Source organism: Phormidesmis sp. 146-12, from assembly GCF_052939495.1.
Genome location: NZ_JBJPHS010000001.1, coordinates 78454 through 103401, shown reverse-complemented (window position 1 = coordinate 103401; position 24948 = coordinate 78454). Strand labels below are relative to the sequence as shown.

Annotated in this window: 20 protein-coding genes; 14 read left to right on the top strand and 6 right to left on the bottom strand. The window is 49.2% G+C overall.

What is annotated here, in order from left to right:
• The first annotated feature begins 26 nt into the window (after positions 1-26).
• The 12 genes from ACKFKF_RS00370 to ACKFKF_RS00315 all read left to right on the top strand — a co-directional run bounded on the left by ACKFKF_RS00370 (position 27) and on the right by ACKFKF_RS00315 (position 15780).
• On the top strand, positions 27-1178 hold the full coding sequence (locus tag ACKFKF_RS00370) for an NAD-dependent epimerase/dehydratase family protein (protein ID WP_446865869.1): 1152 nt from the start codon (positions 27-29) through the stop codon (positions 1176-1178).
• On the top strand, positions 1178-2515 hold the full coding sequence (locus tag ACKFKF_RS00365) for a UDP-glucose dehydrogenase family protein (protein WP_446865868.1): 1338 nt from the start codon (positions 1178-1180) through the stop codon (positions 2513-2515). The genes ACKFKF_RS00370 and ACKFKF_RS00365 overlap by 1 nt, the downstream gene beginning before the upstream one ends.
• A gap of 29 nt (positions 2516-2544) precedes the next feature.
• Positions 2545-3858 carry a DUF4910 domain-containing protein gene (locus ACKFKF_RS00360; RefSeq protein ID WP_446865867.1) on the top strand — a complete coding sequence of 438 codons (1314 nt, stop codon included), beginning with the start codon at positions 2545-2547 and terminating at the stop codon, positions 3856-3858.
• Between the two features lie 51 nt (positions 3859-3909).
• Positions 3910-4698, top strand: a complete 789-nt coding sequence (locus ACKFKF_RS00355) for a glucose-1-phosphate cytidylyltransferase (protein ID WP_446859369.1) — start codon at positions 3910-3912, stop codon at positions 4696-4698.
• Positions 4699-4722: 24 nt separating this feature from the next.
• Positions 4723-5376 carry a PIG-L deacetylase family protein gene (locus ACKFKF_RS00350; RefSeq protein WP_446865866.1) on the top strand — a complete coding sequence of 218 codons (654 nt, stop codon included), beginning with the start codon at positions 4723-4725 and terminating at the stop codon, positions 5374-5376.
• A 459-nt stretch (positions 5377-5835) separates the two neighbouring features.
• Positions 5836-6759 carry a phytanoyl-CoA dioxygenase family protein gene (locus ACKFKF_RS00345; RefSeq protein ID WP_446865865.1) on the top strand — a complete coding sequence of 308 codons (924 nt, stop codon included), beginning with the start codon at positions 5836-5838 and terminating at the stop codon, positions 6757-6759.
• A gap of 52 nt (positions 6760-6811) precedes the next feature.
• Complete coding sequence (locus ACKFKF_RS00340) at positions 6812-8035, top strand: class I SAM-dependent methyltransferase (protein ID WP_446865864.1); 1224 nt, start codon at positions 6812-6814, stop codon at positions 8033-8035.
• Between the two features lie 68 nt (positions 8036-8103).
• Positions 8104-9348: an L-2-hydroxyglutarate oxidase gene (gene lhgO / locus ACKFKF_RS00335; RefSeq protein ID WP_446865863.1), complete on the top strand. Its 1245-nt coding sequence runs from the start codon at positions 8104-8106 to the stop codon at positions 9346-9348.
• A gap of 193 nt (positions 9349-9541) precedes the next feature.
• Entirely contained in the window at positions 9542-11011 is a 1470-nt protein-coding gene (locus ACKFKF_RS00330; RefSeq protein ID WP_446865862.1) for an SLBB domain-containing protein, read from the top strand.
• Between the two features lie 218 nt (positions 11012-11229).
• Positions 11230-13446, top strand: coding sequence for a GumC family protein (locus tag ACKFKF_RS00325; RefSeq protein ID WP_446865861.1), 2217 nt, complete (start codon positions 11230-11232; stop codon positions 13444-13446).
• A 238-nt stretch (positions 13447-13684) separates the two neighbouring features.
• Positions 13685-15352 (top strand): SpoIIE family protein phosphatase, encoded by a 1668-nt coding sequence (locus ACKFKF_RS00320; RefSeq protein WP_446859362.1) that lies wholly within the window; start codon positions 13685-13687, stop codon positions 15350-15352.
• A gap of 2 nt (positions 15353-15354) precedes the next feature.
• Positions 15355-15780: an ATP-binding protein gene (locus ACKFKF_RS00315; RefSeq protein ID WP_446859361.1), complete on the top strand. Its 426-nt coding sequence runs from the start codon at positions 15355-15357 to the stop codon at positions 15778-15780.
• A 61-nt stretch (positions 15781-15841) separates the two neighbouring features.
• Here ACKFKF_RS00315 and ACKFKF_RS00310 read toward each other — a convergent pair whose 3' ends face one another.
• Positions 15842-16411, bottom strand: a complete 570-nt coding sequence (locus ACKFKF_RS00310; protein ID WP_446859360.1) for a hypothetical protein — start codon at positions 16409-16411, stop codon at positions 15842-15844.
• Between the two features lie 241 nt (positions 16412-16652).
• Positions 16653-17903 (bottom strand): DUF4912 domain-containing protein, encoded by a 1251-nt coding sequence (locus ACKFKF_RS00305; RefSeq protein WP_446865860.1) that lies wholly within the window; start codon positions 17901-17903, stop codon positions 16653-16655.
• 391 nt (positions 17904-18294) lie between these two features.
• On the opposite strand from ACKFKF_RS00305, the gene ACKFKF_RS00300 reads away from it, so the two are divergent.
• Positions 18295-19071: an LmeA family phospholipid-binding protein gene (locus ACKFKF_RS00300; protein ID WP_446865859.1), complete on the top strand. Its 777-nt coding sequence runs from the start codon at positions 18295-18297 to the stop codon at positions 19069-19071.
• Positions 19072-19229: 158 nt separating this feature from the next.
• Here ACKFKF_RS00300 and ACKFKF_RS00295 read toward each other — a convergent pair whose 3' ends face one another.
• The 4 genes from ACKFKF_RS00295 to ACKFKF_RS00280 all read right to left on the bottom strand — a co-directional run bounded on the left by ACKFKF_RS00295 (position 19230) and on the right by ACKFKF_RS00280 (position 24076).
• On the bottom strand, positions 19230-20621 hold the full coding sequence (locus ACKFKF_RS00295) for a malic enzyme-like NAD(P)-binding protein (protein WP_446865858.1): 1392 nt from the start codon (positions 20619-20621) through the stop codon (positions 19230-19232).
• Positions 20622-21286: 665 nt separating this feature from the next.
• Positions 21287-21988, bottom strand: coding sequence for a hypothetical protein (locus tag ACKFKF_RS00290; RefSeq protein ID WP_446865857.1), 702 nt, complete (start codon positions 21986-21988; stop codon positions 21287-21289).
• Between the two features lie 245 nt (positions 21989-22233).
• On the bottom strand, positions 22234-23877 hold the full coding sequence (locus tag ACKFKF_RS00285; protein ID WP_446865856.1) for an MBL fold metallo-hydrolase: 1644 nt from the start codon (positions 23875-23877) through the stop codon (positions 22234-22236).
• A 76-nt stretch (positions 23878-23953) separates the two neighbouring features.
• Positions 23954-24076 carry a hypothetical protein gene (locus ACKFKF_RS00280; protein ID WP_446859354.1) on the bottom strand — a complete coding sequence of 41 codons (123 nt, stop codon included), beginning with the start codon at positions 24074-24076 and terminating at the stop codon, positions 23954-23956.
• A 162-nt stretch (positions 24077-24238) separates the two neighbouring features.
• On the opposite strand from ACKFKF_RS00280, the gene ACKFKF_RS00275 reads away from it, so the two are divergent.
• Positions 24239-24841, top strand: a complete 603-nt coding sequence (locus ACKFKF_RS00275) for a DNA-3-methyladenine glycosylase (protein ID WP_446859353.1) — start codon at positions 24239-24241, stop codon at positions 24839-24841.
• The last annotated feature ends 107 nt before the right edge of the window (positions 24842-24948 follow it).

Sequence of the window (24948 nt, the reverse complement as noted above, 5' to 3'; positions counted from 1 at the left end):
ATCACTTCACTATCTCCCGGACACCTATGGTTGGAACGAGTAATGTGAGCGTCGATCGCCAATCCACGCTCACCGCAAAAGACATCATCACCCAAGACCTCGACTACATCTGCGCCAATCTCACCGAAGAATTTGGTCAGATGGCAGGCAAAAATCTGCTGATCACCGGGGGCGCTGGCTTCCTGGGCTACTACTTTGTGCAATCCGTTCTCCACTGGAATCAGAAAGCGGACGCTGGACAGCAAATCAATCTCACCGTCTATGACAACTATTCGCGGGGCGTTCCCACTTGGCTGACGGATCTCAAAGGCGATCCGACGCTGACGCTGCTCAAACATGACCTGACCCAGCCACTCCCATCTGACATGGGAGATTTTCAGTACATTATTCATGCCGCTTCGATCGCCTCTCCCACTTTCTACCGCAGAGACCCGATCGGCACGATGGATGCCAACGTCAACGGACTGCGAAATCTGCTGGAACACTTCAAAAATCAGCAATCACAGGGCAAGGAAGTTGGCGGCTTTTTGTTTTTCTCTAGCAGCGAGATCTATGGTGATCCGTCTCCAGAGAATATTCCTACGCCCGAAGATTATCGCGGCTATGTGTCCTGTACAGGCCCGCGTGCTTGCTACGACGAAGCCAAACGCTATGGTGAAACACTCTGCGTCAACTTTGCTCAACAGTATGGCTTGCCGATCAAAACTGCGCGTCCGTTTAATAACTATGGGCCGGGGTTGAAGATTACCGATCGTCGTCTCCTGCCTGATTTTGCGCGAGACGTTTTTTCGGGTCGAGATATCACGATGCTGTCGGATGGATCGCCCAAACGCACCTTCTGCTATGCGGCTGACTCGATTACGGGCTACTACAAAGTGTTGGTCAAAGGCCACGCAGGCGAAGCCTACAACATTGGGATTGAGACTCCTGAAATCTCGGTTGCAGAACTGGCGGAGCGCGTCGTTTCCCTGTCTCAAGAACTGTTTGGCTATCAAGGTAAAGTGGTTCGCAAAGTCAGTGAAGACCAGGATTATCTCGTAGACAATCCCAACCGACGCTGCCCGATCATCGAAAAAGCTCGCACCCATCTGGGCTACAATCCGACCATCTTTGTCGAAGAAGGACTGAGACGATCGCTGATTTGGTATCACGACAACCAGGAAGCGGAGGACGCATAATGCAAGTTTCGATCATTGGCACAGGCTATGTCGGATTGGTGTCGGGCGTTTGTTTTGCAGAAAAAGGGCATCAAGTCCTCTGCGTCGATATTGACCCCATCAAAGTTGAAAAAATCAACCAGGGCATTTCGCCATTTTACGAACCCGGATTAGACGAACTGCTAGAACGCAACATTCACACTCGTCTCAAAGCCACGACCGAATTTCGGAAAGCGATATTGGAAACCGATGTTTCGTTGATCGCCGTGGGCACTCCATTCGATGGGCGAGAAGTCGATCTGACCTACGTCAAGCAAGCCGCTCAACAAATTGGCGAAGCGCTCAAAGACAAGTCCACGTATCATCTAGTGATCGTCAAAAGTACTGTTGTTCCGGGCACAACCGATCAAGTGGTGTTACCGATTCTGGAAGCGGCTTCTGGCAAAAAAGCGGGCGTTGATTTCGGCGTGGGCATGAACCCAGAATTTCTGACCGAAGGCGAAGCGGTGAGCGACTTTATGTATCCCGATCGCATCGTCCTGGGCGGTATTGATGACCAAAGTATCGATCTGCTGGGCGAACTTTACAGTGGATTTGAAGGAGTCGATCGCGTCAGAACTAACAACTCGACCGCAGAAATGATCAAGTACACGTCAAACTCTCTGCTGGCGCTGCTGATCTCCTTCTCGAATGAAGTGGGGAATTTGTGTGCGGCGATCGGCAATACCGACATCGTAGACGTGATGCAGGGCGTTCATAACAGCCGCTATTTGACCACGATTTTGCCCAATGGCGATCGCGTTGTCCCGCCGATTACCAGTTTTCTCGCGGCTGGCTGTGGTTTTGGGGGAAGCTGTTTGCCCAAAGATGTGAAGGCGCTGATTGCCCACGGTGAAAAGCACAATCGTCCGATGCCCTTGTTAGACGCAGTGATTCAAGTCAATCAGGCTCAACCTCAACAGGTGATCGATCGACTTCACAAGCACTTCCCCTCGCTGGAAGGGATTCGGATTGCCATTTTGGGACTCTCCTTTAGACCCAACACCAACGACATGCGCGAATCTCCCGCGATTCCTCTAATCAAAGATCTGTTGGCACAAAAGGCAATTCTGAAGGCTTACGATCCCGTTGCCAATCAGGAAGCGGCCCATATACTCGGTTCTGACCAGCTCGATTTTTGTGACAGTTTGGCTCAAGTTCTCGAAAACGTGGATGCGATCGTGCTGGTGACGCGGTGGGATGAGTTTCGATCGGTGCCCCAAATCCTTTCTCAGACAAATCCACAGCCATTATTTATCGATGGTCGCCGTCTATTGGAGAAGCAGAGCATTGAGCGCTACGAAGGAATTGGGCTGTAACAACCTGTGACCTCAAGAGGCTAAACGCCATGAATATCAGTGATCTCAGACGAGAACTTGATCTAGACCACACGGCACAGGAAATCTATCAGTTTGCGGCGGAGCTGTACCCGATTTGTCGCAGCATCACGGGAAACGGCTTTCGCCAAACGCTGAATCAGATTCAATCCCACATTCCTCTGACGCTCTACGAAGTGCCGTCTGGAACTCAAGTTTTTGACTGGACGGTGCCCAGAGAGTGGAATATTCGAGATGCGTATGTCAAAAATTCTCAGGGCGATCGCGTCATCGATTTCCAAAAGTCCAATTTGCATGTGGTGAACTACAGCATTCCAGTTCATCAAACCATGTCGCTGGAATCGTTGAAGCCCCATCTTTTTACGTTGCCCGATCGCCCTGATTGGGTTCCTTACCGCACGTCGTACTACAAAGACAGTTGGGGATTTTGTCTGACTCATCAGCAGTTCCTTAACCTTCCAGAAGGTGAGTATGAGGTTTGTATTGACTCCACCTTAGAGCCTGGAAATCTCACTTACGGCGAGTATTATCTGCCTGGAGAAACGTCGGATGAGGTGCTGATTTCCTGTCATGCTTGCCATCCTTCTCTTGCGAATGATAATTTAGCTGGAATTGCGATCGCCACCTTTTTAGCCAAGCAGTTAAGTCAGATTGCGCGTCGCTATTCCTATCGATTTATTTTCATTCCAGCTACCATTGGTTCGATCACCTGGCTCAGTCAAAACGAAGATCGGGTCGCCAACATTAAGCATGGGTTGGTGTTGAGTTGTTTGGGCGACTCAGGTAAATCAACCTACAAAAAAAGTCGGCGAGGCAATACTGAAATCGATCGAGCAGTTCTTCACGTTTTGCAGCATTCTGGACAGGAATTTGAAGCGATCGAGTTCATTCCCTACGGCTATGATGAGCGGCAATACTGTTCTCCAGGGTTCAATCTTCCAGTCGGTTGTCTGATGAGAACTCCGAATGGCAAGTATCCTGAATATCACACATCGGCTGACAACTTAGAATTTATTCAGCCTGTCTACCTGAAGGATTCTTTTGTCAAATGTTTAGCGGTTTTCTCGGTTCTGGAACACAATAGAACCTACTTAAATCAAAATCCCAAATGTGAACCTCAGCTAGGAAAACGGGGACTTTATCGGGCAGTGGGTGGCACGTCAGGGAGTGGGATTAGCGAAATGGCGATGCTGTGGACGCTCAACTTATCGGATGGTCAACATAGTTTATTGGAGATTGCCGATCGCTCTAATTCTGACTTCGATGCGATCAAAAAAGCTGCCGATGCCCTGATCAAAAACGATTTGTTAAGAGAATTGCTGTGACATCAAAAAATAGGGAATTCTTAAAGAAATTAACGCAAGGAGACTATTCCAATGAAAGTTGTTTTGTTTTGTGGCGGTTTAGGAACAAGACTTAGAGACTATTCCGAAAGTATTCCAAAGCCGATGGTGAATATTGGCTATCGACCGATTCTTTGGCATTTGATGAAATACTATGCCTACTATGGTCACAAAGAATTTATTTTATGTCTTGGCTACAAAGCTGACTTTATCAAAGATTACTTTTTGAACTACAACGAATGTTTGTCAAATGACTTTGTGTTATCGAGCGGCGGTAAAGAAGTTCAAATGTTGAATAGTGACATCCAAGATTGGAAGATTACCTTCGTTGATACAGGGTTACATTCCAACATTGGTCAACGTCTAAGAGCCGTCGAAAAACATATTGGCGATGACGAAATTTTTCTAGCAAACTACAGCGACGGGTTGACCAATCTTCCTTTAGATCATTACATTGACAACTTTATTCGACAAGATAAAACGGCGAGTTTTCTTTGTGTCAAACCAACGCAAACGTTTCATGTCGTCTCGACTCAAGAAAATGGTTTAGTTACCAGCATCCAACACGTAACAAGCTCAGATACACGAATTAATGGTGGCTTCTTTGCCTTTAAGAGAGACATTTTTAGATTCATGGAAAAAGGTGAGGAGTTAGTAATCGAACCTTTCCAAAGACTTATCGAAAAAGAAGAACTGATTGCCTATAAATACGACGGCTTCTGGACTTGCATGGACACTTTTAGAGACAAACAAAATTTGGATGATATGTATTCTCAAGGCAAAGCCGTTTGGGAAGTTTGGAAAACGCCTGAAATTTTGTAACGCCACGATTCACGGAGAGCAAAAGTGCTGAAGTTACAGTTTGACCAAACCGACGATTCGACGTATCGAGTTTTGTGTCTCGGTGCCCACTGCGATGATATCGAAATTGGCTGTGGAGGAACGATTCTTAAGCTAATTGAAACCTATCCAAACCTCGTTTTTTACTGGGTTGTCTTTAGCTCTAGTGAAGTGCGATCGAAGGAAGCATTTCTCAGCGCCAACCGATTTCTCAAAGATGCAAAAGTTGAGAATATTGTTGTCAAAAACTTCCGAAACAGTTTCTTTCCCTTTGTAGGGGCTGAGATTAAGGAATATTTTGAGGAAATTAAGCAGGCATTTTCACCCGATCTGGTCTTCACTCATTATCGAAAGGATGCCCATCAAGATCACCGCTTAATTTCTGATCTGACCTGGAATAGTTTTCGAGATCACTTAATTTTGGAGTATGAAATCCCCAAATATGATGGTGATATTGGTAACCCCAATTTCTTTGTGCCTCTCGACGAGACGATTTGTCAACGCAAAATTCAAACCATTCTAGATGTCTTTGAAACACAGAAAAAACGACAGTGGTTTACTGAAGATACTTTTCAGGCACTCCTGCGGCTGCGAGGCGTTGAGTCTAATTCCCCCAGCAAATTTGCGGAAGCTTTTCACTGTCGAAAGGTCGTGATGTGATCTGTAGAGCAAACGATCGAAAGTTTCAATTGATTAGCGATTTATTAGCAATTTAGGAGATCTCTGTAGGGGTCTCTTTTTCTTTGAGGGTCGATTTAATATCATCTCTTGATGGAATTTTAGAAATCTTTTATTAGCCTCCATAATACAGAGCAGCTTCACTCAACCTTTAAATTGAAAACTTCGATGAATGCTGAATATAACTGAGTGATCACCCCAAACCTTGAAGAAATTCATCCATAACCATGAAGAGTGCATGAAAGGACTTGCCCGAAGATTTACGGAAGAGATAAGGTTTTTGGAACGATCTAACGCTGGCTCAAGCTGCAAGCCAGAATTTAGGCCTAGCGTTTGAGTCTGATATTGAAGATTGATCAGAGTTTTTCCAGAGAGTTTTTCCACCGAAACGATCGCCAGCCACACCTGTCATTTTGTTGCAATCGCTGAGAGAACCCCTCAATGCATACTGTTTACTTTGATTCTGCTGTCAGTGACTCGGTAAGACGACAACGCCTTTATCAAGGGCAAATCTTCGTCTTTTCGCCGCGCCCTAGCACGTTAGCTCTGTGTCAGCTTGCCCGCGAGATGCTCGAAGCGGCCTTTGCTCCCCTCGATCCCAAAACGGCTCAATATCATCTGTCAGTTGAGGAATACGTGGCGATCGTCGCTCCTCTCAAGCCTCAGTTTATTCATCATCCCAGCACCAAGCAGTTGATTCGGGACGTTTTGACTGATTTGGCGTGCGATTTAGATCAAACCTATTTAGATGTGCCGCGCTTTCGTATGGTGACCTCGGATGGCTATCTGACGAGCGGCGTGGGCTATGCTCACCACCCCCATCGAGATACGTGGTATTCTGCGCCGATGTGTCAGCTTAACTGGTGGCTCCCGCTTTATGAGATTGAGTCTGAGAGTTCGATGGCGTTTCACCCTCGTTACTGGAATCAGGCTGTAGAAAACGAATCCAGCAGTTTTAACTACTATGAGTGGAACCAAAACGGACGCAAAAATGCCTCACAGCACATCAAGTCAGACACTCGCAAACAGCCCCACGCAACTGAAATGATCGAGCTAGATCCCCAGGTTCGCGTTGTCTGCCCCGCTGGAGGAATTGTCTTATTTTCGGGCGCACAAATGCACTCAACGGTGCCCAACACGTCGGGTGTGAGTCGCTACAGCCTTGATTTTAGAACGGCACACCTGGACGAAATCCTTTCTAAAGGGGGCGCTTCTAATATTGACTCTGCGCCTACGGGCACTTCGCTGAGAGATTTCATGCGCGGCAGCGATCTTGCTCGGCTTCCTGAAGAAATTGTGTCTCTTTATGATGCGACCCCCAGCGAAGAAGGCTTGATCTTTCAGCCTGAATTAAGTTCGGTTTAAGTTAGTTCAGATTTAGCCAATCCTGCGATCGTCCCATTCACAAACATTTCTCATGAGTCAACCGCCCGTTATTGAACAAGCTAACCCGATCGCACCGCAGACGACCCAGGCTTGCCCAAGCTGCGGACACTCAGCACTTGCGGTCTTTTATGAGGTGAAAAACGTCCCCGTACATAGCTGTTTGATGATGCCGACTCAACAGGAAGCGCTGGATTTTCCCTGTGGGGATGTGGCGTTGGGTGTTTGTTCGCAGTGTGGATTTATTACCAACGTGGCGTTTGATGCCCGCCATTCTGACTACTCGCCGATTTATGAAGATCAGCAGAGTTTTTCACCGACATTCAACTCTTTTGCTTACAAACTGGCAACTCGTCTAATTGAGAAGTTTGACCTGCACGATCAAGAAATTGTCGAAATCGGCTGCGGCAAAGGTGACTTTTTGGTGTTGCTGTGTGAGTTGGGCAACAATCGTGGACTGGGTATTGATCCCACTTCGGTGAGCGGACGAGTCCAGAGTCAGGCAGCCGATCGCATCCAATTCATCCAAGACTATTATTCTGAAAAATATGCCGATCGCTGCGGTGATCTGATCTGCTGTCGCCACACCTTGGAACATATTCACCAAACCGCTGAGTTGATCAAAACGATTCGTCGATCGATTGGCGATCGTCTCGAAACCACCGTCTTTTTTGAAATCCCAGACATGGGACGAGTTCTCAAAGAGCAGGCGTTTGAAGACATTTATTACGAACACTGTTCTTACTTCACCCCTGGATCGCTGGCTAGATTGTTTCGTCATGCAGGATTTGAGGTCGAAGATTTGTATCTGGACTACGGCGATCAGTATTTGATGATCGAAGCGCGTCCTGTCGTCACACCTTCTACCAAAATCCACCCAGCCGAGGAGAGCGTAGACCAACTTTTGCAAGCGGTTCAGCACTTCACAACCTGTATCGCCCCCAAATTAGCCTATTGGAAACAGCACCTGGAGGACATGCGATCGCAGGGAAAACGCATCGCCGTCTGGGGATCTGGCTCTAAATGTGTAGCCTTTCTGACGACCTTGGGGACTCAAACCGCGATCGACTGTGTGGTAGACATCAATCCTCATCGTCACGGTCGATTTATTCCAGGTGTGGGGCAAGAGATTCGATCGCCTCAGTCTCTCAAAGAGTATCAGCCCGATGAAGTGATTGTCATGAATGCGATTTACTGTACCGAGATTCAACAAATGCTTAACCAAATGGGCGTTTCAACCCACCTTGTTTCAATTTAACGTCCAAAAAAATAACGAAACACCCTTTTCAAGGCTAAGAACGGTTCACCGACGGTCAGGGCTACCTTATGTATGATTTTGCAATTATTGGCGGCGGCATTATCGGCTTATCGACAGCCATGACTTTGGCAACCCGCTATCCCAGCGCTAAGATTTTGCTGCTCGAAAAAGAGAGCCAGTGGGCCCACCACCAGACCGGAAACAACAGCGGTGTGATTCATTCAGGCATCTATTACCCACCCGGCAGTTTCAAGGCCAAATTTTGTCGCGAAGGCAGTCGATCGCTGATCCAATTCTGTCGAGAACATCGCCTCGATCACGAAGTCTGCGGCAAAGTCATCGTCGCGACTCAACCCCAGGAACTGCCCCACCTAGAAACCCTCTACCAGCGAGGACTCCAAAACGGTCTGCCCGTCTCCCGTCTCACACCCGCTCAAGTTCAAGAAATCGAACCGCATGTGCGCTGTCTGGCTGGCATCCGCGTCACCTCAACGGGAATTGTCAACTATAGACAGGTTTGTCAGAAATATGCAGAACTGGCGATCGCCCAGGGAGCCGATCTGCGCCTCAACACTCAGGTCGAAATGTTGGTCAAAACCAGCGAGGGACACGGCATCGCCACCCCCAACGGCATGTTTAACACTCGATTTTTGATCAACTGTGCGGGACTCCAGAGCGATCGCCTCACTCAACTCACCAAAACCAAACCGCCCGCCAAAATTATTCCATTTAGAGGAGAATATTATGAGCTAAAGCCAGAAAAGCGGCATCTCGTCAAAACGTTGATCTATCCCGTTCCCAATCCCAACTTTCCTTTTTTGGGCGTTCACTTTACTCGAATGATTGACGGTAGCGTTCATGCAGGCCCTAATGCGGTTCTGAGTTTTAAGCGAGAAGGCTATCACAAAACTGATTTCGATCTACGTGACTTTGCTGATGTGGTCACCTACCCTGGCTTCTGGAAACTTGCCGCCAGACACGCCGATCAAGGGCTGCGAGAAATGGCCCGATCGTTCAGCAAAGCCCTGTTTGTGCGGAGCTTACAGCGATTGATTCCCGACATTCAATCCGACGATCTGATTCCCACTCACGCTGGAGTCAGGGCCCAGGCGCTTCTACCCGCAGGCAAACTGGTGGATGACTTTTTGATCGTGCAATCGGGGAATGCTCTACATGTCTGTAACGCCCCTTCCCCCGCTGCAACAGCCTCGCTGGAAATCGGTCAAGCGATCGCCGCTCAGGTGCCGACTACCCAATTTTCTCCCGTGTTCCTCAGCCCCACCTCGCTCAACGTCAACGCGAATTCTACTTAAAGTAATCGACAAGAAACATAATGATTTGACAAACAACCGCCCCAGACCGTCCAGAATTTACTGAAGCTTTGTTTAATTAATTCATAGCTTCTTCGTATCTTTGCTGACTCTATCCTGTCGTATTCCGTCAAATCTTTAAATCGCCTTTCAACAACACCCTTTTCGGTCAGATATTCAGAGAGCCTAGTCAGACATGAGACCCTTCCTACCCAAGCCCATCCTTTCCCTTGCTGGATTGACCCTCCTCACCTGGGCCACAGCTTCCCCGCTCAACGCAACGCAACTACCGCCCACTCAGACTCCTGGCACCCGCTCACAGGCCTTTAGCGACGCGTCAGTGGATGAATCTTACACCCTGGGATCGGGCGATCGCGTGCGAATCGAGGTTTTTCGGCTGCCTCAGTTCAATCTAGAAACTCAGGTGTTGGTCGATGGTTCCCTTAGCTTGCTGCAAGTGGGCAAGATCCCGGTGCGCGGCATGACGCTGACCCAAGCTTCAGAGATCGCTTCCCGACAATACGCAAAACTGCTGAAATACCCGATCGTGACCGTTACCCTGATCGCGCCTCGCCCAGTCAAAGTTGGCGTTTCCGGAGAAGTTAACCGTCGCGGTTCTTACCTGCTGTCAACGGCTGAAGGCGGCTCGCAACTGCCCACTATGACACGCGCCATTCAAACCGCAGGGGGCATCACTCAGGCCGCAGACCTCCGACGAGCGCAACTCCGGCGACCCCAACCCAACGGCGGCGAACAGGTGATCAACGTCGATCTGTGGGACTTTGTGCAAACAGGCGATCTGCGAAGAGACATTGTGCTGCGTGACGGCGACTCAATCTATATTCCGACAACCAGCGAAGTCAATTTAGCCGAGTCTTCTCAACTGGCCACCACGAGCTTTTCTTCTGACCGCAACCAGCCGCTCAATATTGCTGTCGTCGGTGAAGTCTATCGCCCCGGCCCTTACACCGTCACCGGAACGGCTCGTACAGGTGCTGCTGGAATTCCGGGTGGAGCCAGTGGCGTGAATACCAACAACAATACGACCGACAACGTGCCCACGATCACTAGAGCCATTCAGGTCGCTGGGGGCATTAAACCAATGGCAGATGTCCGGCAGATTCAAGTCAAGCGCACCACCAAAACCGGAGCCGAACAAACGCTGACGATCGACCTCTGGAAACTGCTCAAAGAAGGCGATTTGCGCCAGGATCTCATTCTGCAAGACCGGGATACGATCGTGATTCCTACGGCGACCTCGGTGACGGCTGCGGAGTCTGCTCAGATCGCGTCTGCCAGCTTCTCGCCGGATACGATTCGCGTCAATGTGGTGGGTGAGGTGACCAGACCGGGTGTGGTAGAAGTGCCGCCCAATACGCCGTTGAATAAAGTCATTTTAGCAGCAGGCGGCTTTGACAATCGACGCGCCAAAACCAGCACGGTAGAACTGATTCGCCTTAATCCTGACAGTACAATCTCTCAACGGACGATCGGCATTGACTTCACCAGAGGCATCGATGAAAACAAAAACCCCGCTCTGCGAAATGATGACGTGATTGTGGTCAACCGTTCTGGTATCACCAAAGCCACCGATGTCTTAGGCACAATCTTGAGTCCGTTTAGCAACGTGTTCTCAGTCCTGAACTTTTTCAATATTTTTAGATAGTCTCTATTACTGGACTGAAACACTAAGACTGAGTTAACTTTGGGGGCATTGACAATGACACAATTCAGGACACTCCACTTAAAAGATCCCCCCAGCCTTTCTAAACCCTAGGCAACAGACCTCAAAACACACTGATCAACCTGACTCAAAGGTGTGGCTTCAATCGATTTCTAGAGATACACGATCGTTATTCATCAAGCAAGTTGGAAGAGGTCAAGATGGACGGACAATATCCCCAATCGCTGCCCCCCTTATCGTCAAAAAACGGTAAACGCCCTCACTGGCTCATGACAGGCGGTCAGCCCGAAGAGGATGATGTGTTAGATCTCGGTCAGATCTTCTCGGTGCTGCGCCGCCGGGGGTTGCTGATCGCAGGTGTGGCAACAGTTGTCACCTCACTAGCACTCGTCAAAGCGGTCACAAATCCCACCTATAAGAGTGCCTTCCAGATCTTGACCCGGCCTGTAACGGCCGAATCTCAGGTCGTGACCTCCTTGCCTCAAGCGCTCAATTCCAATGCCAATGCCAGCCGAGATGTCAACAATGTGGTGCGCGGCTTTGACGATACTCGCATGAAGCTGTTGACCAGTTCTAAAATCATTCAGCCGATCGTAGACAAATTCAAACCCCAATACCCCGAACTGACCTACGAAAGCTTGGCGGCGGGTATCAGCATCAAGCCGGTGCCCAACACAGAAATTGTTGAGATTATCTACGAAGACTCCAAGCCCGAAAAAGTCAAAGCCATTCTGGACGAATTAAGCAAAAGCTACCTGGCCTACAGTCTTGACGAGCGACTCGCAGACGTGCGCCAGGGGACAAATTTTATCGAGTCCCAACTGCCTCAACTGCAAAAACAAGTCGAAACGGGTCAACAACGGCTACAACAGTTTCGCCAACAGTACAACCTGTTTGACCCCGAATCGCAGAGCCGTGAACTGTCTGAGCAGATGACCGCTTTTAGACGGCAGCGTTTAGAAAACGAAGTGGCGCTCAATCAGATTCGCTCCGGGTTTTCTGACCTGCAATCTCAGCTTGCTCAAAAGCCAGACGGCGTTGCTGCCACGACTGCTCTCAGTCAAAACGCGCGCTACCAAAGACTACTCGAACAACTGCAAACGGTAGACACTCAGATCGCGGCTGAGTCTTCATTATTTGTAAATGGCAGTCCCAACGTCAGGGTGCTGCAAGACCAGCGATCGAACCTGCTGCCTCTGATTAATAATGAAGCCCAACGGGTGCAAGACGAAGTAGCCAGTCAGATTCGAGATTTGTCTGCTCGTAATCAGGCGCTGGTCAGCACCGAAGGCCAACTCAACGATCGCATGAAGCAACTTTCTGTGATTGCTCGTGAGTACACTCGAATTCAGCGTGAACTCCAGATCGCAACTGATAACCTCAACCAGTTTTTAGCCAAGCGTGAAGCGCTAAGAATTGATGCCGGACAGCGACAAACCCCCTGGCAACTGGTGGCGGCCCCTGGTGAACCGGGACAGTCTCGCTTTAGAACAACCCTCTTGCTAGGAGCCATTTTGGGATTGTTGTTGGGGTCAGCGATCGCCCTTCTGGTCGATAAGTTAAACAACATCTTCTACAGTCCTGATGAAGTCAAAGCAGCGACTCGCCTCCCGATGTTGGGGGTGATTCCGACCAATCAAGAGCTAGACGAAATGGATCGGCTCAATGCGTTACCTGACGCGGGTGGAGTCTTTCAACGAGCCAGCCAATTTATGGGTTTCAAGCCTCGTAAGTTTGGGGCAGTGCCTTTTTTGGAAGCGTTTCGATCGCTCTATACCAATGTGCGGCTTCTGCATTCAGAGACTCCGGTGCGCGCTCTGGTGGTTAGTTCTCCAACCCCTCAAGATGGCAAGTCCACGGTCGCACTGTACCTAGCGCAGGTGGCCGCCGCAATGGGGCAGCGGGTCTTATTGGTGGATGCAGAATTACGTCGCCCTCAGTTGCATAACCGTCTGGGATTGGTGAACACCAAAGGACTGAGCGATCTGGTTAGCTCAAACTTGGACTACAAGCAAGTGGTGCAGCAGTCTCCTCAAGACGAAAATCTCTTCATTCTGACCGCTGGGCAGGTTTCGCGAGATCCCGTCAGCTTGCTGTCTTCTGTGAAAATGCAGCAGCTTATGGAGCAGTTTAAGTCTGCCTTTGATCTAGTGATTTATGACACGCCTCCTCTGATTGGCCTTGCCGATGCAAATCTGGTTGCTGCTAAAACCGACGGGCTGCTGCTTGTGACGCGGCTAGGTAAGACCAATCGCGATGCTCAAAAGCAAGCGCTAGAAGGGCTGAGAATTTCTCCCACGGTGATCTTGGGGACGGTTGCTAATGATTCCAAACATCATGTTGGCAATTTGCAGATGGCTTACTACTACGACACGGTGCAGACTCAGCAAGCGATCGGAGGTGCAACCCGCAGATAGTCGTATCGAGGGGGTCAAGTCTTGAACTTCAAATCGGTCTAATTCGTCCCCACATTCATCTCAAAACTGACAAACAGAGAAGGGTGCAGCTAATGCGCTCTTTTTTTATGAGGGTCGTTTTAGATAAAGCGCGTCATCATACACACCCCGCCAAAATCAAGCCAGGTTAGTTTTACGGAAGACTGGGGCATCTTCACTTAGATGAGTTCTACCAACTCTCATAGGAGCAAAAAACTGCATGAGACGGGAAGCTACCCCCAAGCTCAAGCTGATGATCGTAGACGATGAGCCAGATAATCTGGACTTGCTTTATCGCACCTTTCGACGAGATTTTGATGTGGTGAGAGCAGACAGTGCAATTTCGGCGCTAAAACTACTCGATCAGCAGGGCGAGATGGCCGTGATTATTTCTGACCAACGAATGCCTGAAATGCTGGGAACTGAGTTTTTGAGCAAAACGGTCGATCGCTACCCCGATACGATTCGGATTGTGCTGACGGGATATACGGATGTTGAAGATCTGGTCGAGGCGATCAACGCGGGCAAAGTTTTTAAGTACATCACCAAACCGTGGAAACCGCAGCAGCTTCAAGTCGTAGTCGAGCAAGCCGCAGAAACCTATCGAGTTCTCAAACAAAGAACAGAAGATCTGCGTCGGGCACTGCGCCGAGAATCTCTGTTTAATGCAATCACAACGGCGATTCGCGAGTCTCTCGATTACCACAGTATGCTGCAAACCATTGTAGAGACGCTGGGGCAGACCCTAAATGCGGCTTGCTGTATGCTTCATCCCGTCGAGGAATCCAGTCTTCAGCGTCATTCTGCTCGATATTGCGTGTCTCAGGAGTCTAGCCCTAAGAGTCAGGACGATCGCGAGGCTCCCTTAGTGCAAGCGGTTTTGGTAAATCGAAGGACACAAATAGATCCACCCCGCAAATCAGCAGAAAGAGAAACCCATTTAGCAGTTCCGTTGACCTATCAGCAAGATCTATTGGCGATTCTCTCTTTACATCAGGCGGAGGGCGATCGTCCCTGGTCAAAGGAGGACATCGAACTCATCGAAGGTGTCGCAGAGCAGGCAGCCCTGGCGATTTCACAAGCCAAGCTTTACCAGCGAACCCAACAGCAAGCAGAACAGATTCGGGCTGAGTTGGCCGTCGCTCGACAGATTCAAAGCAATCTTTTGCGGCAGACGTTGCCTGTGTTAGAGGGCGTGAAGGTGCAGGCTTGTTGTCACCCAGCGAGAGAGGTGGGCGGCGATTTTTTTGAGGTCTATCATCACCCTCAAGGCGATGTCTGGCTGGCGGTGGGCGATGTGTCAGGAAAGGGCGTTCCGGCGGCGCTGTTTATGGCGAGTGCGATTTCGGTGCTGAGACGAGAATTGTCTCAAGAAGGTGCGCCTGAACCCGATGTCGTCATGCGGAGTCTAAATAGCATTCTGTCTCAGGATTTGATCAGCACAAACTGTTTTATCACAATGGTCATAGCGCGATATACGCCGACCACAAAGCGGTTAGTTTACGCCAATGCGGGGCATATTTATCCGATGGTCTGGTCAAGACAGCCTGATCTCTGTGGGATCGAGCCAACTTATCTCAAAGTGCGTGGCGTTCCGTTGGGGATTTTACCGGATTGGACGGCGATCGCAGGCAGCATTGACCTTCATTCCAAAGAAATCGTTTTGTTAACCAGTGATGGCATTACTGAAGCAACGATTCATTCTGAGAAGCCGACTTGTCCGTCTAGAGCGGCGGGTGAAGGCTCGATGTTAAAACAAGCCGGACTTTGGCAATTGCTGCTGCAAGAAGGGGAACGCTTAGACTTGAAACAACTGTTAGCCCAAATCCAATCCCACAATGCCGTTCAAGAAGATGACCAGACGATTTTATCTCTGGAGGTTCTTTAACTATGAGAACTGAGCTTCACATCCCAAGCGACTTAAAGTTTTTGAGCATTGCTGAGAACTGGTTGTTGAGCAGTCTAGAGATTGAGATTGGGGATGAGGTCGATTGGACTCGTCAGTCTTCTCGCTTACGGTTGGCGCTGGTAGAGGCTTACTCCAATGTGGTGCGTCATGCTCATCGCGATCGTCCTAACCTTCCTGTGCTGATTCGCCTTGAGGTCAAGGATCGCGACCTGGCGCTAGAAATTTGGGATTATGGGCAGGGGTATGACCTTTCGACCTATTTGGCTCCCTGTCCAGAGGATAAACAAGAGCATGGATATGGCTGGCTCATTTTGAATCGCCTAATGGATCGCGTGGAGTACCGTTTGCAGGTAGACGGTCGCAATTGTCTCAAGCTAGAGGCGAGTCTGATGGCAGGCATTAAGTAGGGGCGTTTGAAGAGGGAGCCTTGATCAGGATGGTTCTACCTCTGCCCAGAGGGAGCCTTGATCAGGATGGTTCTACCTCTGCCCACAGTCTTGTAAGCTGACGTTGCCACGCGGTCAACACCTCTTCGCGAGATTGGGCACTCATGCTTAGTTCGCCCAGCAGTCCTTCTTCATAGAAGCGATCGAGCGTTTGCAGCGTCAGTTCCAAAGATTGCCCCTGGCGTTTGGCGGCTTGAATAATTTGGCGAATTTGCTTTTCGGCGAGTGCACTAAAGCTCTCATCCAACCCTTGCTGATGTAGAAAAATGAGTCGCTCTAAAGCTGCGGTGAAGTCTGCGATCGATAGCCCATGACAACTGTGCTGAAAGACCGTCCACAAAACGCCTTGATGCAGCGCGTATCGGGCTTCTTGCGTCGTGTCAAAATTGGCTTCTAAGAGTTCTTCTAAATAGGGTTTGGCTTCTTGAGCGGGGGCGATCGGCAATAGCACTCTCAGCCAGGATTGGTCGTCTGAAAGCAACACAAGCAGCCTAAATTCAGCAGTTTCGACCTGATAGGAACCAGGCGCAAGCGTTTGAATGGTTTCACCAAACAGAGTGGTAAGGGTTGTGGGAATTTCTTCTGGTGTCATTAGTCCATCTTAATAGGAATGGTGAGGGATGAGGGAGAACTTTGTTCCGCTTCGGGAGGGGGGAGAACTTCGATGATCTGTTCCCCTTTGGGGGTAATCCGCTTCGCAAGGAGGGATGAGGGATGGACGATCGCACAAAAAAATCCCCCGACCATGCGAGGGAAAGACTAGGGAGATTTAGAAAAACTAGAAAATAGGCAGAAGAAGAAGGGGATTGAAAGGCTTCATCCCTCATCCCTTCTTAGACCAACCACTCCTGCACTGCTTCTTCTTTGGTGTTGGTGCGACGGCTAGGGGTTTCACGCTCAAACTTCATGTGAACTTCGCGGGTCTGTTCGCCATCAACCGCAACGGCCATGATCGGGTAGTCAATCATGCCATCTTGGAAAGACATCTGGAAACGGAACGTGCCGTCGGGGTTGAGTTTGATGGGGCGACCGCCGATCGTTACAGTGGCATCAGGTTCAGTTGCGCCGTAGACAATCAGTTCTGCATCCGCAACTAGCCAAAATTGACGAGGACGAATCGGCGGCATCGAGGCAGAAAAGCCGACTCCCGACATCCCCACGCCCGACATCGTTGAGCCAGAAGTCGTTGGCACTGCCCACATGCCTACACCCGACGGGAAGACGTAGGAACTGATGGCTTCTTCGTGAATGGGAACCTGCTGCATGGAGCCGTAGAGCGACCCGGCGATCCGTTGAGCTTCGATGCTTTGAGCCAATCCAAAAATTTCGTCGTAGATGGGGTTTCTGGTCATCGTGCCTGCGATCGCCGCTTCGCCCATCATCATGCGTTTGGCAGGAGGCACCAATTCAAGGAAAGTTTTGTCGCGCAGATCTTCTTCCCACGAGACGGTGATGAACTGATCTTCAATCCAATCAGAGGGGTAGACCGGAGGCACTCGCACCGGAGTAGAACGCGCCAAGACGAGCCAACGACCATCTGCACAGCGATAGCCAATCTCAGCCATGTAATCGCGATCGCTCACCGGAATCGGCAAATACCATTCTCTCGCCAACTCATCTGAGGGATATTCTTGGACGCTGTGGGGGCTTTGAAACTGTAAGGTCAGGTCGGTAACATCGTAGATTCGCAGGGCAAGTTGTTGACCGCCTTGAGAGCGCAGCGCTTCTTTGTGTTCGTTGGAGACATCCCAGTAGGTGTAGGCCCATTGGGGATCGCGGGGCATCAGCACGATGCGGCTCTCACCATAACCCTGGGGTAAGTCTGCCAGGTCTTCATCAACGACAGCTAAAGAACCACCTGTGAGATCACTCTGTCCAACATCAAACTTTGCTGCTTCCACTTCTTCCTGTGCCTCAAGTTTACGGGATGGGTTTGTTGAAAATCGGGTGCGCTGGATTTCTTCGATCGACGCTAAAAGCTGATCTTTACGCATTCGGCTGTAGCGGGAGACTCCGTACTCACTTGCAACTCGTCTCAGTTGCCGTAGGGTCATTTCTTCGAGAGGGGGACGTTCGGTTGCCATAATTATTTGCTCCAATCTTTTCTAACCGCATCAATCGTTCCTAACGACTCGTCTAAGTTTACCTTCGTTAACAATCCGGGGATCGCTCTCTACTGAGTCATAGTGCCCAAAAGTCCGAGTTGGGTCAAGGGGTCAAAGCGTTGAGTTTCAGGTCGATCGACGAGTTTTCGGGCAGATCGGGGATCGCAATGTTATGAAGTCATGACATTTTCTCTAACTTGGGGATCGCTAAATCATGCTTACAGAAGGTAAAGATCCCAAAAGAAATCTAAATGTCAGGATTTCTTGACAATCAGCACCCAAAAAAGGAATTTAGCAAAGGCAAAAAGGACGACTGTAGTTTCCTGTATGCTGTATGGCAACCTACGATCGTCTTTAATGTTGAGGCTGTATGGATTCTTCTCAGTCTGATGTGAACTCAAACCCCGTGGAGGAGCAGACTGATCCCCCAACTCAAAAAAGTCGTCTGATTAGCAAAATTCTGTCTCCGGCTGTGAGGTTGTGGCTACGATCGCAGGTCGAACACGTTGAAGCGTTGCAGCTAGAGATCACGGCGGGCGATCGACAGATTCTGTCGGGCTGCATTCCTAAGATCAGGCTGTCGGCTTGTAAAGCGGTTTACCAGGGTCTGCATCTGAGCGAGATTTTTTTAACAGGAGCAAACATTCGCGTCAATCTAGGTCAGGTGCTGCGAGGTAAGGCTCTGGAGTTGTTGGAACCCATTTCTGTTGAGGGGCGGGTACTGTTGCACCAGGAAGATCTGGATGCGTCTCTGAAGGCTCCTCTGTTGGCAAATGGAGTCAAAGAGTTTTTGATTATGCTGCTTAAGTCAGGTGATCTGACCGATTCTCTCTCTGATCCCGATTTGAATTTGCAAAACCTCCAAATTGCCCTCGAAGAGAATCAGGTTCTCATCAGTGCCTCATTAATTTCTGTAAGTGGAGCCGTGAGCGCGATCGCCATTCGCACCGGATTTGAGGTGACTAGTCCCCATCAGCTAAAACTTGTCAATCCTCAATGGCTCCCCCATGCCAAAGCAAAACGAGGAATGGCGATCGACGACCTCAACGGCTACACGGTCAGCCTCGGAACAGAAACTCAAATTCAACAATTGACGTTGACGGCGGGACAGGTGGTGTGTGAGGCGAGATTGTTGGTGAGTCCTTGAAGAAGGGATGAGGGAGAACTTCGATGATCTGTTCCCCTTTGGGGGTAATCCGCTTCGTGAGGAGGGATGAGGAATAAGGATGAAACAAGTGTGCGGATTGGTTTGGGTGAGCACTCCTGGCTTTGTTTTTGAGGAAATTTGTGATCCGGCAATCTTGCTTAAATTCTGGCGACTCCATCTTCGCGAGCGGCTCGTTGAACGGCATCAGCAACGGCAGTGGCCACACGATCGTCAAACACAGACGGAATGATATTTTCTCGGTTTAGATCACTGTCAGCAACTAGACTGGCGATTGCTAGAGCAGCACCCAAGTACATGCTAGTAGTGAAGCCAGAGGCACGACAGTCTAATGCACCGCGAAACACTCCGGGGAACGCTAACACGTTGTTGATTTGATTGGGGTAGTCGCTGCGTCCGGTCGCCATTACTGCCACATCATCGTGTACCAGTTCGGGCTGAATTTCGGGGACGGGGTTGGCCATCGCGAAAACGATCGGATCTTTTGCCATCGATCGCACCATTTCAGGCGTAACCACTCCCGGCGCACTCACTCCTAGAAAGACATCAGCAGCTTTCATTGCGTCTGCAAGTTTACCCGGTTGCTCGACTGCAAAAGCACGTTTTTGATCGTTTAGATCGGGACGATCGCTTGACAAAATGCCTTTGGAATCACACATTACGATTTGAGTCGCACCCGCTTTGAGGAGGAGATGAGCGATCGCAACCCCGGCGGCCCCGGCTCCATTGATCACAATCTTTACTGTAGATAGGGATTTTTTGACGACTTTTAGGGCGTTGGTCAGAGCGGCCAACGTGACGATCGCCGTTCCGTGTTGGTCGTCGTGAAAGATGGGAATGTTAAGTTCTTTTTGAAGGCGGGCTTCGATCTCAAAACAGCGCGGAGCCGCAATGTCTTCTAAATTTACACCTCCGAAGACAGGAGCAATGTTTTTCACCGCTTCAACGATCGCGTCGGTGTCCTGCGTTGCGAGACAAATCGGAAAAGCATCCAGTCCGCCAAATTCTTTAAACAGCATGGCTTTGCCTTCCATCACGGGCATGGCGGCTTCGGGGCCCAGATTGCCCAATCCTAAAACAGCGCTGCCATCGGTCACGATCGCCACAGTGTTGCGTTTGATGGTCAATTCGTAAACGCGATCAGGGTTTTGGGCGATGGCCATACAGACGCGACCGACTCCTGGGGTGTAGGCCATGGCCAGATCTGACTGCCTGCTCAGAGGGGCTTTACTACGAACGGTGATTTTGCCGCCTTGATGGAGCGCGAAGGTGCGATCGTAGCTGTTGAGAACTTTAACGTTGGGCAGTGCTTTCACCGCTTGAATGATTTCTTCGGCGTGTTCGGTGCTGGCGGTATCGACGACAATTTCTCGTGTGGAGGAGTCGCGGGTTTGTTCGACGACATCGATTTGCCCCATATTGCCGCCGCGATCGGAGACGGCTTGAGTGACGCTAGTAAGCATTCCGGGCTGATTGGGCACTTGAAAGCGGATGGAGAGGCTGTAGCTGGGATTGGGGGTGAGATTTGCCATAGCGGTATTTTAGATTTGGGAGTTTAGATCTTAGATTGAATCGGAATCTAAAGTCCAAATTAATCAATCTTTTGTAGCTTAAAGGAAGGCAAGCAGCAAGATTGTACTCAACTGCACGAATTCAGCACAAAATCGATATGGAAGTTGAATCATTGAATGACAGCAGTTCAATACCACCCATTATTGGATTGCCTTAAAACTACAACTTTATAGCGAGAGAAATACTGGGGTTTTTAGCGATCGCTGCTTCAAAAGTACTCCCTAAAGTGCAATGTAGATCTGTATTTATTCTAGGCGTACTGTAGAAGCGATCGTATGAGCTAGAGTTTGGTAGTGTTTCAAAGAGGAAGTGAAATGGTACGACTTTAAAGATTGTAATTATGCAATCTGTTCTCTAAGTGTCTGTTCTCTAAATGAAGGTGAATATATAAACTTTGAGAATGTGGGCGAAGCGGATGAGCAAGTATGGAGACTTAAACTAGCAGAAATCCAGCCTCGTGTTTAATGGAAGCCCCTTGACCAAGAATTTGAATTCTAGGAACTGTACATCACCAATCAAAATAGGCAATATTGCAACTATTGAATCGGTAGTCTAAAGTTTCTCAAACTGATTTCTGTGATATTTGGCATAAACTCACAAAATCTCAAGAGGCTGAAAGTAACTTTTATTCAAAAGCGTTCGGGTTTTCTACAAGCTTTGTTGCCGTCTCGCTTTGAGCTTGAGAAGATCCCAATAAGCTAAAGGCAAAACAAACGATCGTGCTCATCACAAGCATTTCGCCGCCGTCTTCCAATAGCCCAATTAGAGAACTTATTTTTGTGAAGTTAAGGACACCATGAATCATGTCGATGACCACCCCAAACAGAACCAAAATAAGCATTAAAAAAGTTAAGCGTTTAGAAGTTCTTCTAAATTTAGAGTCTCCAAACTGATAGGAAACAGCAATAAAGATTAAAAATGTTAACCCAAATGCTCCAGATACAATTAGCTCTCCTAAATCAATGGCTCGTATACCTAACAAGTCGGAAAACGCAAACTTTATTGAAATAGACTCACCTAATCTCTCATGGATATGTAGCGAATCGTCTAGTAATAGATAGACAAATAGTGAAGCCCAGCTTAAATATAGAATTGAGCGTCTTTCTAGTGCAGTCAATCCTAACAAAAGAACAATCCAGTACTCTTTGATATATTGAAAAAATTCTGCATATCCACGATCGGCTTCGATCGAGAAGAGATGACTATTTGCGAGGCTCGTTTGCCAATGGACGATATGAACAAATATAAGACCGACATCTGTCGCTAGACATAAATAAAGTAATCTAGTTGCCCAATTGCTTAGACTGAGTTTTAACCAAAATTTCACTTAAGCATTCTCCAAACAGTTGAGCTAGTGGCGATCGAAACTATCAATCACTCGCCCAAAATCCGCCGCCCAAACGCCTACAGGCTTCGACAGATTAGGTTCAGTAATTGATAACTAAACTATAACCAGACCTTAACTTAATAGTACCCAGGATGACAGATCTACACCAGTCTCAGGTTAGATTTTTGAGATCACTTCAGAGAGCAGTAGAGTGACTGTTATTTCTCAATTACTCTTCTCGTTCTCTAGCTGTCTGATCCTCTGTCTTCTATCTCTTCCAAACTTTCACTTAGAGCTTGGGTCGCCTCAAATCCAGGACAATAGCCGTCGGGTGTCACCTTAAAGTTAAATAAGGGAGAACCTGGATTCCAGCAGCGCTGTCCGCGAAAATGACGACAATTTTGACAGCATTCTCTCAGCGACCAATCGGGAAGTCGATCGCCTCCCTGATTCAACAATTCACGCTGATGTAGCCCTCGCAAAACCAGTTCTTCTCCCTGCCAGCGAGCTTCGACCAGGCCTGTATCAGCTAGCGATCGCCAGCGCGGATCGGCCATCACCGAGTCAGGAAGTGTAATTGTCACCACCGTTCCCAATTCTGCCAGTTCGCCTTCATAGCTATTGTCAGGTGCAACAGGCTGCAAAAAAGTTTCGCCGATCGGCAGTTCTACCAAACTTCCGGCTGATGGCGAATGTAGATGATAGCGATTGTGCAATTCTTCTAGCCCCGTCAAATCAGCCAAATAATTGGGCGCTCCATGCACAAACACCACATGTTGAGGGCGCAAATTGTGAATTAGCTGAGTGGTACTGGGGCCGTCACAATGTTGGGCCAGAAGATAGGTCTCGATCGCGATCTGAGACGAAGAAACTTCCTCGATCGCTTGCCCTTCTTGCTGACTAACCTGCTGTGGCAACAACACCAGCCACGAATCTTCGGGTTGACAAAACTGGTTCAAATCGACAGTGAGATCAGTGAGAACGATACAGGGATGCGTGATCGTCGATCGCTGTTCGACCTCAAGGTGACGCACATGGGGACGGACTCGCTCATCCCAAAATAGCGGTTGGTGACGGGCAAAATTTTGAACAGCGCTCGGCAAACTAGGCAGCAATTCTAGGTAGGCATCGCAGCCCGCCGCCACCGTTCCATTTACCCAAATGTCGATATTGCGTCCGGTAAACAAATGATGGCTTCGCAACAACATCAACAATTCTTGCCCCAAACCCAACGTCGGCAAGGGTAAGAGAACGGATTGATTATGAGCGATCGCGCTGCTAATTCTTTCGGCAAGCTGGTTTTCTTGTTGTCGTCGATGGGGATATCGGGCCGTGCCATAGCTGCCTTCGACAATCAGCACATCTGGCTGCAAGCTCCGCAGTTCTTCCAGGCGTAGCCCTTCGACGAGGCGAGAGTTAGAGAGAAAGAAATCCCCTGTGTAGAGCACTGTGTAGGAGCGATCGGAAACGGATGGAGGCGGCGTGTACGTCAGCAAAATGACGGCCGCTCCGGGTAGGTGTCCGGCGGGAAACAATTCTGCGGTTAGTCCATCTTGAAACTCAACGGGCGATCGCCACGGCAGGGCATGGCTAAACATCGGTGCACCTGTCCAGTTGAGCGGCAGGAGTTGAGTCGTCACCTCACTGGAATAAATGGGCAGTTTGGGAAATGCTTGATGCAGTGACAGCAATCCTCTTGCATGGTCGGCATGGGCGTGGCTGCACAACACCAAATCGGCAGGACAAACTTCAGCCCCCAAGCCAGTCAGCGACGAAAGGTCGCGCAATCCACAATCGAGCAAAACCCGGTATGGCCCCATCCGGACGAGTAAACACACCCCTTCATCCGCATGACCCACGCCATAGGGCAAACAATCCAGTTGAATCACAGTCTAACGATCGCAATATCAGGTTATAGAAATCGCTCTTGGCGACCAACGTCCAGCTTTAATCCAAACGACTCGATTAATGGGCTGACCCGTTGCCGTGGTAGTTGTCAGAGTCGTAGAAGCCGTTGCGGGTGCCAAAGAAAAGACACGCGATCGTGAAAACGCCAGTCAGCATTAGTAAAACGAGTTTGACATCCATATGAGTTTCTATGATGAGTTTATCTGAAGTGTACCGTTGATGAGGCAGAAATGCTTGTAACCTTTGGCAGTGATCTTATACTGAACGCTCTGTAATCTTGACAAACCAAAGATTTTTCTCAGATTCTCCTAAAGTGAGAAGTGGAGTTTTGAGTTTTGGATTTTGAGCATTACGCCTTTTATTCAACCGGATTGGCTGTCTCGATCGTCTCTTCTCGTCGCGCCTGATCTGTTGGGCTGTACGATCGTGCGTCGGTTGCCAGATGGGTCACTGATTCGGGGGCTGATTGTGGAGACGGAGGCTTATACGGAGGGCGATCCGGCTTGCCACGCTTACCGCCGTCAGACTCCGCGTAACAAAGTGATGTTTGGCCCGGCGGGGATGACCTATGTGTATCTGATTTATGGGATGTATCACTGCTTGAATGTCGTGACTGATTTGGATGGCATTCCTAGCGCGGTTTTGATTCGGGCGTTGCAGTTGGAGACGATTCCGGTGTGGTGTCCTGCCGAAAAGCCGTCTCGTGTGGGTGCTGGGCCCGGAAAACTCTGTCGTGCGCTCAAAATCGATCTCACTCTAACGGCAAAACCGCTACAGCCTGGAGAGCCTTTGTGGTTGGAGCCTCGCAGCCAGGATTATCAAGATCAGATCGATCGCCACTCGATTTCCTTTGTCCAGACGACGCGCATCGGGTTGACTCAAGGAGCCGACTTGCCCTGGCGGTGGTATGTCAAAGATTGTGCGGCGGTGTCGAAGAAGGGATGAGCTTGAGTTTTGATGAGATCTTTCGCTACGGTGATTAATCCGGACAGTCCCCTAGATCCCCCACGAGTAGGGGACTTTGAACCAGAAGTCTTCTCTTGAAGTTTCTT

Coding starts and splice junctions, on each gene's coding strand:
- ACKFKF_RS00305 (WP_446865860.1), bottom strand. CDS start 17,903: ATGGCAACCGAACGTCCCCCTCTCGAAGAAATGACCCTACGGCAACTG.
- ACKFKF_RS00300 (WP_446865859.1), top strand. CDS start 18,295: ATGGATTCTTCTCAGTCTGATGTGAACTCAAACCCCGTGGAGGAGCAG.
- ACKFKF_RS00340 (WP_446865864.1), top strand. CDS start 6,812: ATGAGTCAACCGCCCGTTATTGAACAAGCTAACCCGATCGCACCGCAG.
- ACKFKF_RS00360 (WP_446865867.1), top strand. CDS start 2,545: ATGAATATCAGTGATCTCAGACGAGAACTTGATCTAGACCACACGGCA.
- ACKFKF_RS00365 (WP_446865868.1), top strand. CDS start 1,178: ATGCAAGTTTCGATCATTGGCACAGGCTATGTCGGATTGGTGTCGGGC.
- ACKFKF_RS00295 (WP_446865858.1), bottom strand. CDS start 20,621: ATGGCAAATCTCACCCCCAATCCCAGCTACAGCCTCTCCATCCGCTTT.
- ACKFKF_RS00280 (WP_446859354.1), bottom strand. CDS start 24,076: ATGGATGTCAAACTCGTTTTACTAATGCTGACTGGCGTTTTCACGATC.
- ACKFKF_RS00310 (WP_446859360.1), bottom strand. CDS start 16,411: ATGACACCAGAAGAAATTCCCACAACCCTTACCACTCTGTTTGGTGAA.
- ACKFKF_RS00370 (WP_446865869.1), top strand. CDS start 27: ATGGTTGGAACGAGTAATGTGAGCGTCGATCGCCAATCCACGCTCACC.
- lhgO (WP_446865863.1), top strand. CDS start 8,104: ATGTATGATTTTGCAATTATTGGCGGCGGCATTATCGGCTTATCGACA.
- ACKFKF_RS00315 (WP_446859361.1), top strand. CDS start 15,355: ATGAGAACTGAGCTTCACATCCCAAGCGACTTAAAGTTTTTGAGCATT.
- ACKFKF_RS00330 (WP_446865862.1), top strand. CDS start 9,542: ATGAGACCCTTCCTACCCAAGCCCATCCTTTCCCTTGCTGGATTGACC.
- ACKFKF_RS00325 (WP_446865861.1), top strand. CDS start 11,230: ATGGACGGACAATATCCCCAATCGCTGCCCCCCTTATCGTCAAAAAAC.
- ACKFKF_RS00355 (WP_446859369.1), top strand. CDS start 3,910: ATGAAAGTTGTTTTGTTTTGTGGCGGTTTAGGAACAAGACTTAGAGAC.
- ACKFKF_RS00320 (WP_446859362.1), top strand. CDS start 13,685: ATGAGACGGGAAGCTACCCCCAAGCTCAAGCTGATGATCGTAGACGAT.
- ACKFKF_RS00345 (WP_446865865.1), top strand. CDS start 5,836: ATGCATACTGTTTACTTTGATTCTGCTGTCAGTGACTCGGTAAGACGA.